The 17,595-nt window shown below is 44.3% G+C and carries 15 protein-coding genes and 1 riboswitch; of the genes, 13 read left to right on the top strand and 2 right to left on the bottom strand.

All coding sequences use genetic code 11. The features are described 5' to 3' along the window. Positions 1-21: 21 nt before the first annotated feature. Positions 22-1,116 (bottom strand): glycine cleavage system aminomethyltransferase GcvT, encoded by a 1,095-nt coding sequence (gcvT, locus tag ASG85_RS25405; RefSeq protein WP_082588226.1) that lies wholly within the window; start codon positions 1,114-1,116, stop codon positions 22-24. Between the two features lie 215 nt (positions 1,117-1,331). Beyond that, positions 1,332-1,429, bottom strand: a riboswitch (glycine riboswitch). A 195-nt stretch (positions 1,430-1,624) separates the two neighbouring features. Between gcvT and gcvH the strand changes: the two genes are divergently transcribed. The 6 genes from gcvH to ASG85_RS25375 all read left to right on the top strand — a co-directional run bounded on the left by gcvH (position 1,625) and on the right by ASG85_RS25375 (position 5,399). Next, a complete protein-coding gene (gene gcvH, locus ASG85_RS25400; RefSeq protein ID WP_057304702.1) occupies positions 1,625-2,014 on the top strand; it encodes a glycine cleavage system protein GcvH in 390 nt (129 codons plus the stop codon). Between the two features lie 25 nt (positions 2,015-2,039). Beyond that, entirely contained in the window at positions 2,040-2,633 is a 594-nt protein-coding gene (locus tag ASG85_RS25395; RefSeq protein WP_057304703.1) for a sulfite oxidase-like oxidoreductase, read from the top strand. A 513-nt stretch (positions 2,634-3,146) separates the two neighbouring features. Further along, a complete protein-coding gene (locus ASG85_RS25390) occupies positions 3,147-3,503 on the top strand; it encodes a YmaF family protein (protein WP_057304704.1) in 357 nt (118 codons plus the stop codon). A 267-nt stretch (positions 3,504-3,770) separates the two neighbouring features. Further along, positions 3,771-4,298 carry a TetR/AcrR family transcriptional regulator gene (locus tag ASG85_RS25385; protein ID WP_060648094.1) on the top strand — a complete coding sequence of 176 codons (528 nt, stop codon included), beginning with the start codon at positions 3,771-3,773 and terminating at the stop codon, positions 4,296-4,298. A gap of 132 nt (positions 4,299-4,430) precedes the next feature. Then, positions 4,431-4,658: a spore germination protein gene (locus ASG85_RS25380; protein ID WP_056835022.1), complete on the top strand. Its 228-nt coding sequence runs from the start codon at positions 4,431-4,433 to the stop codon at positions 4,656-4,658. A gap of 240 nt (positions 4,659-4,898) precedes the next feature. Further along, positions 4,899-5,399, top strand: a complete 501-nt coding sequence (locus ASG85_RS25375) for a DinB family protein (RefSeq protein ID WP_060648093.1) — start codon at positions 4,899-4,901, stop codon at positions 5,397-5,399. A 55-nt stretch (positions 5,400-5,454) separates the two neighbouring features. On the opposite strand, the gene ASG85_RS25370 is transcribed toward ASG85_RS25375, so the two are convergent. Then, positions 5,455-5,886, bottom strand: a complete 432-nt coding sequence (locus ASG85_RS25370) for a VOC family protein (RefSeq protein ID WP_060648092.1) — start codon at positions 5,884-5,886, stop codon at positions 5,455-5,457. Positions 5,887-6,120: 234 nt separating this feature from the next. Here ASG85_RS25370 and ASG85_RS25365 point away from each other — a divergent pair, with 234 nt between their 5' ends. The 7 genes from ASG85_RS25365 to ASG85_RS25335 all read left to right on the top strand — a co-directional run bounded on the left by ASG85_RS25365 (position 6,121) and on the right by ASG85_RS25335 (position 17,379). After that, entirely contained in the window at positions 6,121-7,947 is a 1,827-nt protein-coding gene (locus tag ASG85_RS25365) for a sensor histidine kinase (RefSeq protein ID WP_060648091.1), read from the top strand. Next, the gene (locus ASG85_RS25360; protein WP_063860371.1) at positions 7,925-9,556 is read left to right on the top strand and encodes a response regulator; all 1,632 of its coding nucleotides are present in this window, start codon (positions 7,925-7,927) and stop codon (positions 9,554-9,556) included. Before ASG85_RS25365 ends, ASG85_RS25360 begins: the two co-directional genes overlap by 23 nt. A 428-nt stretch (positions 9,557-9,984) precedes the next feature. After that, entirely contained in the window at positions 9,985-11,382 is a 1,398-nt protein-coding gene (locus ASG85_RS25355; protein WP_060648089.1) for an ABC transporter substrate-binding protein, read from the top strand. A gap of 78 nt (positions 11,383-11,460) precedes the next feature. Further along, positions 11,461-12,357, top strand: a complete 897-nt coding sequence (locus ASG85_RS25350) for a carbohydrate ABC transporter permease (protein WP_060648088.1) — start codon at positions 11,461-11,463, stop codon at positions 12,355-12,357. Between the two features lie 17 nt (positions 12,358-12,374). Continuing rightward, positions 12,375-13,265, top strand: a complete 891-nt coding sequence (locus tag ASG85_RS25345) for a carbohydrate ABC transporter permease (RefSeq protein WP_082588218.1) — start codon at positions 12,375-12,377, stop codon at positions 13,263-13,265. 49 nt (positions 13,266-13,314) lie between these two features. Beyond that, positions 13,315-14,316: a glycoside hydrolase family 130 protein gene (locus ASG85_RS25340; protein ID WP_082588217.1), complete on the top strand. Its 1,002-nt coding sequence runs from the start codon at positions 13,315-13,317 to the stop codon at positions 14,314-14,316. 12 nt (positions 14,317-14,328) lie between these two features. Beyond that, complete coding sequence (locus ASG85_RS25335; RefSeq protein ID WP_060648086.1) at positions 14,329-17,379, top strand: glycosyl hydrolase; 3,051 nt, start codon at positions 14,329-14,331, stop codon at positions 17,377-17,379. The last annotated feature ends 216 nt before the right edge of the window (positions 17,380-17,595 follow it).

The following is a 17,595-nucleotide window of genomic DNA, read 5'->3' as shown; positions in this document are numbered from 1 at the left end:
TCCTCTCTTGAGACGAATGGCTTACGGTTTTCTTTTATAAAAAGGGGTGGAAACGACTTTTGCTTTGACCTGAGCCCCTCTAATTTCCACATTCAACTCCGTACCTAGCGTACTGTAAGCGGAATCGATTAAAGCCAAGCCCACATTCGTTTTGAAAGTTGGAGATTGCGTCCCTGTTGTGACTTCACCGATCTGTTTCCCATCCATATTGAAAACAGCATAATGCGGACGGGGAATGCCGCGTTCGACCATTTCAATGCCTACGAGCTTGCGAGGTATACCGTTTGCCTTTTGACCAGCGATCACGTCGCGGCCTATGAAATCTCCCTTATCCAGCTTCACAAAAAACGAAAGTCCAGCCTCTAGTGGTGTAATATCCTTGGAAAGCTCTTGCCCATAAAGGGGGAGACGAGCTTCGAAACGGAGCGTATCGCGAGCGCCTAAGCCAACTGGTACAAGACTGAGATTTTGATCAGCACTCAGCAGCAGATTCCAGAGCTTTATCGCATCGTCTTTGTCAACATACAGCTCAAATCCATCTTCCCCCGTGTAGCCTGTGCGCGAAACGAGTGCCTGAATTCCCGATACTTCCACATCTTGAAGGAAGCGGAACGATTTTAAGGATTGAATCGGTGCATCTGTAACTTTAGCAAGGATTTGTTCCGCATGGGGACCTTGGAGGGCTAGCATGGCCGTTTCGTCAGAGACATTGGTCAATTCCACACGGCCCGTGAGGTTCATCTGCATCCATTCCACATCTTTATCGATATTGGATGCATTGATGACCAGCATGTAGTTGTTATCACCAAGTTTGTAAACGAGCAGATCGTCTACAACGCCACCAGTTGGATAACACATTAGGCTATATTGGCATTGACCTGCTTCCAGCTTGGACACATCATTTGTTGTTATTTTTTGCAGAAAAGGGAGGGCGTCCTCTCCACTTACTCGGACTTCCCCCATGTGGGACACGTCAAAAAGCCCAGCCTGCTGTCTGACGGCGTCGTGCTCTTTTTGAATACCTGCGAACTGCACAGGCAGCTCCCAGCCTCCAAAATCAATGACTCGCGCTCCATGCTCCGCATAAATCGGGAAGAGCGGTGTTCGTTTTAGCATGCTCGTAACCTCACCTTCGATTGTTGACATTACTATTTTGCCCGAAATATAAGCCAGAAAATGCAAAAAAGAGCAAAAAGTATGCAACACAAACATACCTTTTGCCCTGTCCTTTTTACCTGAGAGTTACCTTGCGCGAACTTCATGTCCGTCAAGTTTCCCCTTGGGTGTCCGTTTTGCCGCTGTTTGCGGAAATCCGAAGCTCTCCAGAGATGCGTCCGATACAGGTCCTTTTGCCTGAGAGATTCACCACACTAGGGCTTACTCCTTCGGCGCCGCGAGCTTTCCTTGCGGTCTCTCCCTATACCATCATTCGCCAATATTTAATTAGTTTATAGTATTATTATGTGCCCAAATTGGTGTGAATTGTCAACTGCAACTTTTGAAAAGTGAGACTAGCCGCCTTAGTCCGGCTGTGTTGGCAAAATTTACTGCGACCACCTTGACTTTGATGTTCCCATTAGATTAAGCTAAAAGCAAAATTTGCTGGTAAGCGAGGCGTTAAACGATGAGTGAAGTACAAGCCAATTTGTTATACACCAAAGAGCACGAGTGGGTAGAGAAGCTGTCGGATACAGTGGTTCGCGTAGGCATTACTGATTTTGCCCAAGATCAATTGGGGGATATTGTGTTTGTGGAGCTTCCTAAAGTCGGAACATCCGTTACCGCGAATGAAAGCATTGGCAGTGTGGAATCGGTTAAAACGGTTTCGGATATTTTCTCACCTGTTTCGGGCAAAGTAACTGCAGTAAATAGTTCACTGGAAGGTTCACCTGAGTTGGTAAACAGTGCGCCATTCAGTGAGGGTTGGATGGTTGAAGTCGAAGTTACAGGTGCTGAAGCTTTGGAAGGCTTACTTACGCCAGCTGAATATGCATCTTACATTGGTAATGACTAGTAGTTTTTAGGATGGAGGTTTTCTCATGTTATTTGGGCAAAAGCCACAGGAGCCGAATGACCGTGTTCCCCCTGGCCAAACGCTGACACAAGGCTGGCCTGTGCTTCATTACGGGTCTGTGCCTTATTATAATGATATGAGCAAATGGAATCTGCGTGTCTTTGGCTTGGTTGAGGAGGAGTTTCAGATCTCATACAAAGACTTCATGGCTCTTCCACGCAAAGAGTTCGCAAACGATATTCACTGCGTAACCACATGGTCCAAGCTAGACAATGTGTGGGAAGGCATTGCTGTTTCTGAGCTTATGAGCAAAGTGAAGCTGAAGCCTGAGGCCACACATGTCATGCTGCACGCGGAGCATGGCTGGACGACAAATCTTCCGCTCGAGGACTTCCTCCGTGAGACGTCTTTTCTGGGCATCAGGCACAATGGCGAACTGCTTACACCTGACCACGGGGCTCCTGTTCGCATGGTTGTGCCGCATCTTTACTTCTGGAAGAGTGCGAAATGGCTGCGCGGCATCGAGTTTATGCCGAAGGATAAGCCGGGCTTTTGGGAGCGGAATGGGTATCATATGTATGGTAACCCGTGGGCCGAAGAGCGATATGATTTTGATTAAAGAAATAAAGAAATCGAATAGATCGAAAATAATTTGCGGGTATGTTTGGGATATGTTAGAGTAAAAATAACAAAGAGACGGATTCGCGGTCCGTCTCCTGCACAACACTTGGGTATAGACACTCCGAGTGAGATACCGGAATGAATAACCCCTACCCTACGGTTCACGCTAACCTGAGTGGGGTTATTTTCTTTTCATATACGTCAACAGCGCGAGAATAAACATCCCGAACAGAATCAACTCATGAAATGAAAAATTACACCATTTGAAGTCTATCATCGATAGGCTCTTTTTCATTTTATTGACCTCTTTGAGATGCGTTGGCTGCGTTGGCGATCCCTTTAGAGAGCAAAGGTATGATTTCGATTAGAGATAGCTGTTAACTGCATGAGAAAGAAGTCTTGTATGATCTATTTAATAAGATGAAATCCACAAATAAATTATTACCCAGCACTTATATCTGTCTCCCGTAATAGGATGTATGAAATCACATCATTAGGAGGCATGCAACAGATGCAGAAGAAAAAGCTAACAATAAAGAGAAAAACAAACTTAGTAGTACAGAGGCACGTTCATGAATTTGAAGGTAGTACAAAACTAGCTGAAGAAGGTTCTGATCGACATAACCATCGATTTGCAGGTGTTACAGGGCAAGCGATTCGAGTAGGAACAAGTCATGTCCATGAAATTGATCTCACGAAAACTGATTTCTTAAATCATTTTCATAATCTGAAAAGGATTAGAACTGGACCGGCTATTTCAGTCGGAAATGGCAAACACGTACATTTTGTTACTGGCCAAACCACCTTAAATGATGGTCATGTACACCAATTTAATTTTGCTACATTGATTCAAGCACCTCTTGTTTAATGAACAATTGTAAGTATCTAACTGGTTAGAGGCAGGTTGCTATTGCAACTTGCCTCTTTGTATACAAAACCATTGTGGGCATGGCTGTTCTGTTTTGTGACTACTGTGTTTTTGATCATCTTTTTTAAAATTCCGATTTCTACTATGAAGTAAAACGTAGCTAGCCTCTCCTGAAATGAAAGTTTGCAAATTATATTCTGATAAGTTACTATTAGATTAGTAATTGATCAATAACTAATGTATGTAACTTTAAAGGTGGAATGAATGATGGCAAAGAATTCTTCAACTTCAGTGAATCGACGAGCAGATATTGTATCCGCTGCCATCGAAGTTTTTGCTGAAATTGGTTATTACCGTGCTACGACAGCAAAAGTTGCGGAACGCGCACAAATTTCTCAGCCTTATGTTTTCCGGTTTTTTTCAACAAAAGAAGCACTGCTGCAAGAAGCGCTCGAGGTGTCATGGACACGAATTCTTGAGGCTTTCCGCGCGGTTATTGAGACCGTTGCTCCTGATCAGCTTGAGAAAGAACTGGTCGATGCTTATATTCATATTATGAAATCTTACCAAAATGAAACACTGCTGCAAATGCAAGCTCAAACGATTAAAGAGGACATGATCGCAGAGGTCATGCAAAAGGGATATCGGGATGTTCAGCAAGTGGTGCTAGAAGCTTTTAAGCGGGCAGGTTTCGAAAAACCTCATGAGAGAACCATGATTTTTCTTGCTAAAGGGATGTTGTGCAATATTTCAATGGCGCTGTCTTTACCAGAATTAATGCATGTGGATGAATAAGCGATTAAAATTGCTGATATGTACGGATTGTCCGAGGTTTTTTGAGTAAAGCGAAGTGAGTTGGCAGCTTGAGGTGACAATTAGGCAGAAGTGCACATACACTGTCTTAGGGTTGAGAGGGGTGTCTGATGAATGCCTTCAATTGTTAATGGTGCTATCAAGATCAATAGTGTCACCTCTGGTTCAAATGTCCAGATCGGAGATACCTTCATTATTAACCTATCAAGCAATTCGAAAATCTTCGCAGGAGCTAACTCCTTTTCCCCAGGCGATAGTTTTGGAAGTGTCCAAAGTGTTCTAAACGGCAGCACCAATACCATAGATCCGGATATTGTCGATACGCCGAACACGAATATTTAAATGAGATGAGAAGTATATCATTTTTGTATTTGGCTGGGATTGGTTTCGAGTGGTTCAGGAACAACGCGAACGCGAACAAGTGTGAACCGAAGATCCAACGCTTTGACTGTATGAGAAAAAAAAACCCCTACATGGGGTTTTTATTATTTATACCCTGACATAATGCTGTCAGGGTATTTGCGGTATGATTAAGGTAACACTTGAAATGACGCATGAACAGTGAAAAAGGAGACGATATCTATGACTCATCCTGCACTAGAAATGTACAATTACCACGTCTGGGCGAACCAAACCATGTTGAATCGATTAAAAGAACTTCCAGAGGACGTTTACAATAAGGAGATTAAAAGCGTTTTTTCTACGATATCGAAGGCGATCGCTCATATTTACTTGGTAGATGCGTGCTGGTTAGACATTATCTCCGGTAAAAGCATGAGGGAAGCCATGGCCGATTCAGCCCAATTGACTGCTGACGTAGAGTCCAAGGGGATCGAGGAGATGGAGAAGCTGTACGTCCAGATATCAGAGCGGTTTAAAACTTTTTTGAACCAACAGGAAGATATGGAAAAAAGGATTATGCTTGATAATCCTTATACGCGACAGCGTGATACCAGCTTATCTGAAATGGTTCTGCAGGTCGTTAATCACGCAACTTATCACCGCGGTAATATTACGGCTATGCTGCGTCAAATGGGGCATGCATCTGTGATGACCGAGTATGCGCTTTATTGGTACTCCTAAACATAAAACGGCTCTGTCGCAATGGATGCGAACAGGGCCGTTTGTGGCTTATACCTTAATTCATGGATGCGCCTTCAGTGAATATTTGGAAGGTAACACCGAACTTGTCTTTTACCTGTCCATATGCGGGGCTAAAATGAGTCTCTTGGAGCTCCATAATGACTTGGCCGCCTTCCTTCAAGGCATTATAGAACTGTTGTGACTTTTCCTTATCATCCGATGTAATACAGACAGTCACGTTATCGCCCTTTTGAACAGTCTGACCTGGAAATGTATCGGAAAACATCAAACTAGACTCGCCAACTTGCAACATGGCATGTCCAATACGCCCCTTAGCATCCTCTGGTAAAGGAAAATCTGGGTTAGCCGGCATCTCGCCGAAAGATTGCGTGAAAAGAACTTGGGCATCCAATGCCTTTTCATAGAATTGAATAGCTTCCCCTGCATTGCCGTCCATCACTAAATAAGCTGTTAATTTTACTGTCATTATAAATGCCTCCTTGGTTTTACACTAAAATTGTTTACCTCTTATTATTACCATAAACTCATCAAAAAATAAAGAACATTTGTTCGTATTTATGAAATCTTAATCATTTCTTCCACATATTGAAAAAGTTGCCCTCCTTCATTATTTTCCCTCATGTCGAAAATAAGCGTCCTATACTATAATAAAATAGATGAAGTCCGTATTCTCACAACACGAAAGGTGATGGAGACACCAATGAACAAGTCTCGCATGTGGTCGCCCATTCAAAAAATATTCCATTCGTTCTCCTTAAAGCAAAGAATATGGCTTACCTTTGTTGTTCTAATCACCTTAGGACTTATGGCAACGGGCAGTATTGCATATTTGATAGCTTCCAAGGAAATTCAGCGTAATGCTCTGCAGTCTAGTCAAGATACCGTTAATCAATCGGCGCAAATCGTGAATGAACGGTTGAAGAACATTGGTATTGCCGTAAGAGCATTGATGTTCAGTGATGCCTTTAAGCAACTAATGAAGGATGTACAAGCTAATGATAGATCTAGCTACTACAAGTCATTGACCTCATTGCAGTATGTCTTTTCCCAGGTAAAATTCAACGATTCGATGATTGATAGCATTCTGATCGCCACACCGTTCGGGGATTTTTATCCGACCTCCAGTGTGCGGAACACGGCGAATTCATTTTATAAATCGGACATGTATGAGCATTTCAAGCAATTGAATCGTGGTTTCTGGAGTAAAGGGCATGTCGATCCATTTTTTACAGGCAAGCAAAGGGTGATATCACTCGTTACAGAAGGCGTAGGCGAAGACTCTTTTATGGTTTATGAACCGACCAATGTATATGTCGTAGTCAATGTGAAAGAAGATGACTTGCGTGATCTCTTTATGGAGAATTTGACCAAAACCAACAAACAATATTATTTCATTGATGCCAAAGGTGAAGATGTGAATTACTCAGATAGGACGAGTAAAGACCATTTCATTCAAAAGCCCGCATTTTTTGAGCAATTGAGTGATCAAATGAAAGGTTCTTTTTTCTACACGAATGATAAAAAGGACTATTTAGTTAATTATTCGCGTTTGGATGTGAAGGACGATTGGATGATTGTCAGTGTTCAGGCGAAGGATGAGTTGTTGGCCAAATTAAATGGGATAAAGAGAGCAACGACTTATGTGATTATCGGGTTTATTATTTTATCGCTATTTATAACGAATAATTTAACCTATCTGCTTTTAAAACCGTTGTACAGACTGCAAAGGCTGATGAAGCGAGTGGAAGAGAATGATCTTTCTGTTCGTTTTGAAAGCGTTTATAAGGATGAAGTATCCCAGGTAGGATTCCGTTTTAACCGGATGCTGGACGAAATTAAGCAGCTGATTGAAGATGTGAAGAACCGTGAGCGTGATAAGCGGAAGGCTGAAATTAAGGCGCTATCGGCTCAGATGGACCCGCATTTTTTCTATAATACGCTGAATACCATTTACTGCAAATCGGTTTTGGGAGAAAACGACGACGTGAACGAAATGATCCTGGCGCTGTCGCAAATGTTCCAATTAAGCCTTAACGGCGGGCGCGATCTAATAACACTGGGTGATGAATTGGAGCATGTTCGTCAATATTTGGCCATTCAGCAAAGGTCTTATGAGAATTTGTTCGTGTGCCAATTCGAGGTGGAGCCGGAGCTGCTCACATGCTTGGTACCTAAGATTATGATTCAACCACTTGTTGAAAACTGTATTTTACACGGATTTAAAGATATGACCTCAGGGGGGGAGATTCAGATTAGAGTTCGTACCGAAGGGGACTGGCTGTATATAACGGTGGAAGATAACGGGCATGGTCTAGTGCCTGAGAAGCTCCTTCAGGGAATTGTTCACCCGACAACATCCAAGCATGGCTACGCGCTGCGCAATATTTATACCCGTTTACAGCTGTATTTTGGCGATCAGCAGCGAATGGAGATCACCAATAACGACTTAGGGGCAGCACGAATCGAACTATGGATCCCAAGCTATGAAGGAGAGGAGGATTTCCATGAACATGAACCGACTGGTTAAATTATGTGTCGTTGATGATATCCGAAGCGTTGTGGACATGATTACGAAGAAGATCCCTTGGCAGGATCACGGCATCGAAATCGTGGGAAGCGCAACCAGTGGAGAGGAAGGGTTGTCGGTCATTCGTGAAAGCTTGCCAGATATTATTCTAACCGATATTCGGATGCCTAAGATGGACGGATTAGAGATGACACGCAGTATATTAGAGGTACTGCCGAACAGTAAGGTCATTATATTAAGTGCTTATACCGATTTTGAATATGCTCAAAAAGCCATTCAATATGGCGCGCTTGATTATGTGAAAAAACCTTTCTCCGTTGATCAAATCGTGAAAGCCGTTGTGAAAGCCAAAGAAGTATGGGAGCAGGAAAATCTTAGCCGTACGCACGTGCTTGGGCTTCAGCAGAAGATCAAAGAAAGTATGCCAGCTCTGCGGCAGGAATACTTATCTCTGCTCGTTCATCATCAAACCAGTGAAGCGGAGTTGGCTAGATTGTCGGACTTCCTGGACCTTAATGAACTGACTCCTCCCTTTGCGGTGATGACGATTCAGATTGATCAGTTCACGGACAAATATGGCGAGGTTCCTGTTAAGGAGCTTGAGCTTGCACGGTTCTCTCTGCAAAATATCGTGGAGGAAACGATTTCCTTCTATACGACAGCTGTCGTGTTCAGGGAAGCGTTTAATCGATATATTTGCATTTTGAATATGGCGTCTGACGATCCTTTGGTTGAAATTGCGGATCACTGCTGCGCAAATATCGCGAGACATACTAAGTTCACAATTTCAATTGGTATCGGTCAAATAGTGAGCGTGGTACAGGAGCTTCCGAAGAGTTATCAGCAGTCGTTAAGCGCGTTGTCTTATCACTTCTATACAGGCGGCAATGGTGCGTTCAGTTACAACGCTGACTCGCCAGAGCTCCCTGTGGAGTGGATTTATACCGAGGACAGCGAGAATGAGTTTCTGTTCGCTTTCCGTTCAGGCAATTTGGATAAATGTGTGGAATGGGCGATGGGCATATTCAACGAGATGGGCAAAGCGTCTGTCTTACCTGAGCCGGGTGTTGTCGAACGTTTGCTGCAAGGACTCGTGTTACGGATGCTGCGGGTCCTGATGGAAAAATTCCCTAGGGCGAACATGACCGATTTCGAGTCGAAAGTCCATGAAATTAGAGGCGAGAGCGGGGCGGATCTGCGAGAGTATCGAGAATGGTTCGTTCAATTGTGCGATATCGGCTGTCGTATGATTAATCAGGAGCGAGCAAGCGAGTCGCAGAAAATCATTTATCGCTCTGTGGAGTACATCAAATCGAATCTTCATTTGGATTTAACCTTGGAGCATTGCGCAAAGCAGGCAAACCTAAGCTGGGGTTATTATTCGAATTTGTTCAAAAAGGTAACTGGAACTGCCTTCCAGCAATTTGTTACTATAGCGAAGATAGAACGGGCGAAATCCATGCTCATTGAAGACTACCAAGTGCAGGAAATCGCGCAGCAGCTTGGCTATGAGCATAGGCGGTATTTCAGTGAAGTATTCAAGAAACAAACGGGCCTGACGCCGACTGAATTTAAAGATATGTCTCTGGGCAAGTCCTCGAAGTCATGAGGGTTTGCTCTTTTTTAATTAAATAGACGTTTAACGGACCTGGATGCCGTTAAATGCCTATTTAGAGCGATGATTCCGATCTTACGGACTTCAGCGCCGTTATTCGTTTCCAATCGATCTAAAGTTGATTTCGCACCAATTTCCTTACTCAACAGCTGTATGTTGATTGGTCAATCGTAGTTTTTTTAGTAGATAAGAGAGTACAAGTTTTATTACACTTCGCGTCATCAGTCTTGACAAACGCGCTCGTCCCTGAAGGACGACGGAGTCGTTTATCCCTGACTGGATGGGGTAAAATGTAGAAATATCTGCCCTTGTTCATGAGTTGACCTCATTATCAGAATGAACGAATTCTTTTAGTATAAAAGTGTAAACAAAATCAATTCCAGAACGATACAAGTGTTCGCAAACAAAAGGGAGGCTTACAAATGATAAAAAGAATTGGGACGGTCACTTTAAGCGTTTTACTGGCTGGCAGCCTGGCAGCTTGCAGCAACGGAAGCAACAATGCGGCAACCAGCCCGGCAGCATCCGCCAAGCCATCTGAACAAACTGCTAGCGCAGCGCCTGTGAAGAAAGATAAGACGAAGCTTACTTATTGGACGGGTGACCGTCATGATATGGATTACATTAAAGGCGTTGTACAGAAGTTTAACGAAACGAACGGTGAGAACATTGAAGTCGAAATGGTTGTGAAGACGGAAGATTTCAACCAAGCGATTGATTTGGCTTTCGCTTCCGGACAGGCACCTGATATTATCCGCGTGAAGGAAAATACGATCCAACCTTTTGCCCAAAAAGGATATTTGAAGCCAATTGATTCTTACCTAACTGATGCTATCAAGAAGAAATTCCCGATCATTGATGATTTCAACCGGATTGATGGGAAAATGTACAGCCTTCCGAACTATGGTTCAACACTGAGACTTGTTTACAATAAAGAGCTTTTCGCCAAAGCGGGCATTGCTGCTCCTCCGAAAACATTGAAAGAAATGGTCGAGGATGCGAAGAAAATTACAGCTGTAGGTAAAGCTTCTGGCTCTTATGGTTTTGCTCAAAACTTTAAAAGCCCTGAAAGCGCTCTAGGACGTTCGGCAAGGGTTATCGCTGAAGCGAGCGGTTACGGCGGACTTGGCTTTGATTTCAAAACTGCGAAGTTTGATTTCACAGGATTCAAAGACATCATTCAAGCGTTCAAACAAATGGTAGATGACGGCAGTACGCTGCCAGGTATGGAATCACTGGATATTGACCCGCTGCGCGCGCAATTCGCAGAAGGTAAAATCGGGATGTACATCTCATTCTCATCGGAACCAGGCGTGTATGCGAATCAGTTCCCGGCCAAAATCGAATGGGCAGCTGCACCGGTACCAACGATCGATGGCACGATTAAAGGCGCTACCTCCTTCTTAGGCGGGCAATGGTTAGCCATAAGCAATACAACCAAAAATGCAGACCAAGCATGGAAATTCATGCAGTTCATGTATGCGGACGAAGTTTTGAAAACGTATCATGAAAAAGGCTTCGGTCTCTCCATGGTGCCATCTGTTTCTTCCGTGGCGAAGAAACCGGAAATCAAAGGTATTGACGGCTTCCTACCAGTTGGAAACGACGGCACTTGGCCGCTGCAGCCTACTGTAACTGTTGAAGGCATGAAAAAAGATGATGCATTCTTCAAATACATGATCAGTGGCGGGAATTTGGATCAAATTATTCAAGATCTGAATAAGCGTTACAATGACGCTCTCGATAAAGCGGTAGCTAAAGGTACAGTGAAGGTGCAGCCGAATCTAGGCTTCGATCCGATGAAGCTGATGATGAAATAATAGCTATGAATACGGCGAGAGTGGAGTGAATAGCTCCACTCTCGCTCTCTAAGTATAGATATTACAGGAGGGAACGGGATGAACAGGACACGCCAGATCGGGTTTTCATATTTGTTTTTATTTCCAAGCTTTCTACTGACCATGGTGCTGGGCGTCTATCCGATTGGTTGGGCTATCCGATATATGTTTTATGACTACAAGGGTTTCGGGGAACCGTCATTTATAGGGTTTGATAATTTCAGGAGGCTCTGGCAGGACACGGAGTATTGGCACTCTGTCTTGAATACATTCATTTATGCAGGAGGTAAGTTAATTATTACCTTGCCATTATGCTTGGTGCTAGCCGTTATTCTGAATCAAAAGCTGCGCGGCCGCAATTGGCTAAGAGCCATCTATTTCATGCCGACGATTATTAGTTCTGCTGTCATGGCTGTCGTATTTTTCATTATTTTCAACTCCTATAACGGCATTCTCAATCAATATTTGCTGAAGTTCCACATCATCTCCGAAAGAATCGATTGGCTCGGTCCCAAACACGCCCTGTTTACGACGATCCTCATCGCTGTATGGGGTGCGGTAGGCAATTACATGCTGCTGTTCCTTGCCGGTCTTCAAAATATCCCGAACGATGTATATGAAAGCTCGTCGCTGGACGGCGCCAATAAATGGCAGCAATTCTGGTACTTAACCATTCCAATGCTGGGGCCAGTGCTGCAAATCGTGATCATGCTGGCAATCATTAATTCGCTTAAAGGGTACGAGAGCATTATGGTGTTGACCGAAGGCGGTCCGGTAGGAAAGACGGAAGTGATGTATTTGTACGTGTATAAACTCTTCTTCCCGACACCGTCAGGGACACTTGTGGACCAGCAATTCGGCTACGGAAGTGCCGTTGGATTCGTTACAGCCGTCATTGTAGGCATCATCACACTAGCTTATCATGCGATGTCTAGACGTCTGAACAAACTTCAATGAGGGAAGGTGCTGGAAAAATGGAAGTTACTGAAACGTTATCGAATGTACGGATAAATAAACAAACCCAGCCATTTTCATTCGCGAAAATAGGCGGAAGAGTACTGCTCTGGATCTTCTTACTGGTTACAGCCTTACTGATTGTGTTTCCTATTGCTGTAACTTTTCTTGGCTCCTTCATGTCCAATATCGAGATTACGAAAGGCGGGAAGATTTTCCCATCCTCCTGGCAGCTCGTGAATTACAAAGAAGCCTGGGTGCAAGCTAATTTCGCTCGTTTTACATGGAACAGTCTATTTCTGAGCGGAGCAACAACCATCGGAACGCTGATCGTAGCATCGATGGCCGCTTATGTGGTTGACCGGATTAAATTTCCGGGTAAAGCCATTTTCGTCGCGATTCAGGCATCTACCATGTTCATATCGATAGGCGCTGTTGTCATCCGGCCACAATTTGAGCTTATGGTTAAGCTCCACCTGCACACGAATTTATGGGGAGTTGTCCTCATTCTGGTGAGTGGTCACGCGTATATTTTCTTTATTTTGCTGAGCTTTTTACAAGGTATTTCCCGGGAATTAGATGAGGCTGCGCGAATTGACGGCTGCTCGAACGGCGGGATATTTTGGCGAATTATTTTACCTTTGATGCGTCCGGGATTGGGTGTAGGGGCACTGTTTACTTTTTGCGGAGCTTGGAATGAATATTTACGCCCGTTAGTGTTTACGATGACCAATCCCAAACTCCAAACGTTAACTGTCGGATTATCTTATCTCCGCTATGGGGCATCGGCTGCGGTTCAAACGCATTATATGCTGGCAGGGGCTTGTTTATCGATCTTACCGCTGCTGGTCGTGTATATGATCGCGAATAAATCGTTTATGCAAATGACAGCTGGTTCACTGAAGGGCTAGGAGGGGCAGACACCTGCCTAATACAAATATCAATCTGGAGGTTGTTTCTATGGTCTTACCTGTACCTGGAATTTTAAAGTCGAGTCCTTTCATTCGTCGTCATCCTGCTAATCCGATTTTGGATGCGGATAGGGTTCCTTACCCTACTGCGCTTGTATTTAACGCGGGCGTTACCAAATTCAATGGTCAATATGTTATGGTATTCCGCAATGATTATGGTTCCAGAAGCGAACAAACACTTGAGCCGCATTCCACAACGGATCTTGGGATTGCGTACAGTCGTGATGGGATCCATTGGGAGGCTGGGCCGAAGCCTTGCTTCAAGATGAATGATGGAGAAATCATTCGGGCCTATGACCCTCGATTGACGGTTATGGATGGCCGATGCTACATGTGCTTTGCAGTGGATACGCAGCATGGTATTCGAGGCGGTATCGCGGTTACCGATGATTTTGAAAACTTCGAAGTGCTCAGTTTATCGACGCCGGATCTTCGTAATATGGTGCTGTTTCCCGAGAAAATCGACGGCAAATACGTTCGTTTGGAAAGGCCTTTTACCGTATACAGCCGTGGGGGGGCAGACCGATTTGACACATGGATTTCCGACTCTCCGGATTTGAAATATTGGGGTAATTCCGATCTTCTGCTGGCGGTTGAGCACGTTCCCTTCGCCAATGATAAAATCGGGCCTGCCGCTCCTCCTATAAAAACAGAAATAGGCTGGCTGACCACGTTTCATGCAGTGGATATCGATCCTGCAAGAGGAAAGAACGGCTGGGAACCTACTTGGAAAAAAAGGTATACAGCAGGTCTCATGCTGCTCGATCTCCACAATCCGAAAAAGGTAATCGGCATGTATCAAGAGCCCTTGCTTGCGCCGGAAGCCAACTATGAGATCGACGGCGGATTCCGCAACGATGTCATTTTCCCTGGAGGCATGATTTTGGAACCATCGGGTGAAGTGAAAATCTATTATGGCGCTGCTGATGCGGTGGTCTGTTTGGCTACAGCACATGTGGATGATTTAGTTCAGTTATGCTTGAAAGCATGAGGTGAAGGTAAGATGACGATTTGGGATCAACTTCATAATCCTCCTGTCCAATATCGCTCAGTGCCGTTATGGTCATGGAATGATAAATTGGAAACGGAGGAGTTAGAACGGCAGATTGAGGAGATGCATAAAGCCGGGATAGGTGGATTTTTTATGCATGCCAGAGGAGGACTCCTTACTCCGTATATGGGTGAAGAGTGGATGTCGGCTGTACGGACTTGTATCGAGAAAAGCAAAGAACTTGGTATGACCCCATGGTTATATGATGAAAACGGATGGCCCAGTGGCTTCGCAGATGGAAAAGTTCCAGTACTGGGGGTCGCTTACCAGCAAAAAAGACTGGCCTATGAGCAAGCCCCCTTTCAGAACCCGGCTGAGAGAACGATCGGTTTCTATGCCAAATCCGAGCAGGGCTATCGTTTATTGTCAGCAGCAGAAGAGAGCAGCGCAGATTTAAGGTTTTTCTATGAAATAAATCCATATTATATTGATACACTAAGTGTGGAAACCGTACGGGCGTTCATTGAATCGACCTACGAAGCCTATTGGGAACGCTTTGGCGAAGAGTTTGGAGACGATCTGAAAGGCGTGTTTACGGACGAACCGCAGTTCGCTCGCGGGCATTTGCCTTGGTCGTTTGATCTGGAGCAAGCATTTGAGTCTAGATATGGCTATGACTTGAAGGAAGCTCTACCCGCTTTGTTTATGAATGTGGAGGGCTCCAGTAAAGCAAGATATGATTATTGGGAATGCGTAACCGCGATGTTCAGTCAAAGCTATGCGAAACAGATTGGGGATTGGTGTGATAGCAAGGGATGGTCGGCAACAGGTCACGTTGTAGATGAACAAGTGCTCATGCAACAAGTGACTTCAGTCGGGGATCCAATGGCATTTTATGAGTTTTTGCAAATTCCGGGCTGTGATTGGTTAGGCCGATTTATTAGCGAGGAGCCAATTGTTCCGAAACAGGTAGGTTCAGCAGCCCATCAACTTGGGAAAAAGATGACCATTACGGAAAGCTTCGGTTGTTCAGGCTGGAATGTCAGCTTTGAGGATCTTAAGCGAATAGGCGAATGGCAATTTGTCCACGGGATTAATTTGATGTGTCAGCATTTGCAAGGATATAGCTTGAGAGGCCTACGAAAACGTGACTATCCGCCGTCCCTATTTTATCAGCAGCCTTGGTGGGAGGATTATAAAGGTTTTAATGATTACTTCGCGAGACTGACGATGTTACTTTCCAAAGGAACACGTCAACCCGAAGTATTGCTTCTGCACCCAATCCGCTCTGCTTGGGTTCATCAATGTGGTGAGGATTCGTCAGAAATCGAGCCTTACCATAAGGCTTTTACCCAGCTTTCCCGCCAAATGTGCCAAACATTCGTAGAGCACGATTATGGCAGTGAAAGCATTATTGAACGTCACGGTAGTGTCAGCAACGGGAGCTTTATTGTAGGCGAGGCATCCTACCGAGTTGTGATCATTCCGCCAAGTGTAACCTTGAACCGCGTTACGGTTGATTTGTTGAAGCAATTCGTCCTTCAAGGCGGCTGCCTTGTTGCATTTGCGCCATTTCCAACGCTTATTAATGGAGAACTGGATAAGGAGTTAGATCAGCTAATTGAGAGAGCGCTGAAACCCGAATGGAATTCTAGTTCGCTGCTAAACGCCTTGTCCAGCACCGTATCTCCATCCATCCGTATGTTGGATCATGACGGAAAAGACGTATCAGAGGATACCATGAATGTCCAGACGTTAGCTTTGGACGGCGCGATTATGTACTACATCGTAAATTCCGGTAAGGAACGCTATGAGTCCGTGCAGGTAGAGCTGTTCCGAAAAGGAAAAGTATCCTTAATTGACCTGGAGACAGGTGGGGTTATACCTATCGAACAGGAAGATACAGATTGCGGCGTACGCATTTCATTGACCTTTCATCCAGGACAGTCCTATGTTGTGAAGATCATACCTGAAGAAGCAGCGCAAAGTGAAGAGATGTTTGATACAAATAGAACGACTTCTTGGCAGACAGAATCGAAAATCGTTTTAGATCATACTTGGCAGATTTCTAGTCGTGAGGAAAACAGTTTGACGCTAGATACTTGTCGTTTACGTGTTGATTACGGTGCTTGGTCAGACCCTCAGCCCGTGGTTTTCGTTCAAGAACTGCTTTTAGCTTTTGGACGACCTGTTCATATCGAACTAGAATTCGAATTCCAGGTTGCGTTTGATGTTGATCCTTCGCGCGATGTATATGTGGTCCTAGAGAAGCCGGAAGATGTCAAAATCGAATTGAACGGGCGACCAATTGAATCAATAAGCTCTGGCTGGTGGCGAGATATTTCTTTCCAGAAAGTGGATATTAGTGGAAGGATCGTACCAGGAGTAAATCGAATTCGACTTCAATCTTATTTCTACAACTCTTCTCAGACTTACGCAGCAATTGAGCATGCGAAACTGTTTGAATCGGAAGGAAATAAGCTGACGTTCGAAACAGAAATCGAAAATATCTATATCATTGGGTCTTTCGGTGTAGAGTCAAGCTCGCCATACCTGAGCGGAGAGCGTCAAGCGGTTCATACGATGGGTCCGTTTGTCCTTACGGAACTACCTGTTTCCGTGCGTACGGGGGATCTCGTTAGTCAAGGATTTCCTTTCTATAGCGGTAAAATTCACATTGAGCAAAAGGTGTATATCGATAGAAACGATTGGACGGAGGCGAAATGGAGCTTTTCCACACCGCCAAATACCATTGTCAGTCGATTGTATATTAACGGTCAAGAGGTTCGAACGTTTCTCTGGGAGCCTTACGAGGCAGATATCACTTCCTTCCTGCGTAAAGGCGAAAATGTAATCGAGGTAGAAATGGCAAACAGCTGCCGAAATTTGCTAGGTCCGCATCATCACATAAAAGGCGAGCTCTATAAGGTAGGACCTGACAGCTTTACGGATAAGCCTGGGTGGACGGATAAAGACATAGACAAGAATACGTCAATTTACACGGATCGATATACGTTCGTTCGATTCGGTTTAGATGATTCGCCGTATATTGAATTGAAATAAAATAAGAATAGAGCGTAACAACTTATAAATGATGCTGAAAGTGATGCTAATCGGTATCGGATGGCTTTTGCAGAGGTGGAGCTCTACTGATAGAACGATGAAATGACCCGCTAAGGCTGTGGCCTAAAAGTGGGTCATTTTTTGTCGAATATATAAACTTTTTATCTGAAATAAGGTAGCATTCCCACTGGTTTTCAGCTAGACTGAAGGAAGTTA

It is taken from the genome of Paenibacillus sp. Soil724D2 (assembly GCF_001427935.1).
GTDB lineage: Bacteria > Bacillota > Bacilli > Paenibacillales > NBRC-103111 > Paenibacillus_E.
The sequence above is the reverse complement of the archived record's forward strand: the minus strand, read 5'-3'. Positions and strand labels throughout refer to the sequence as shown.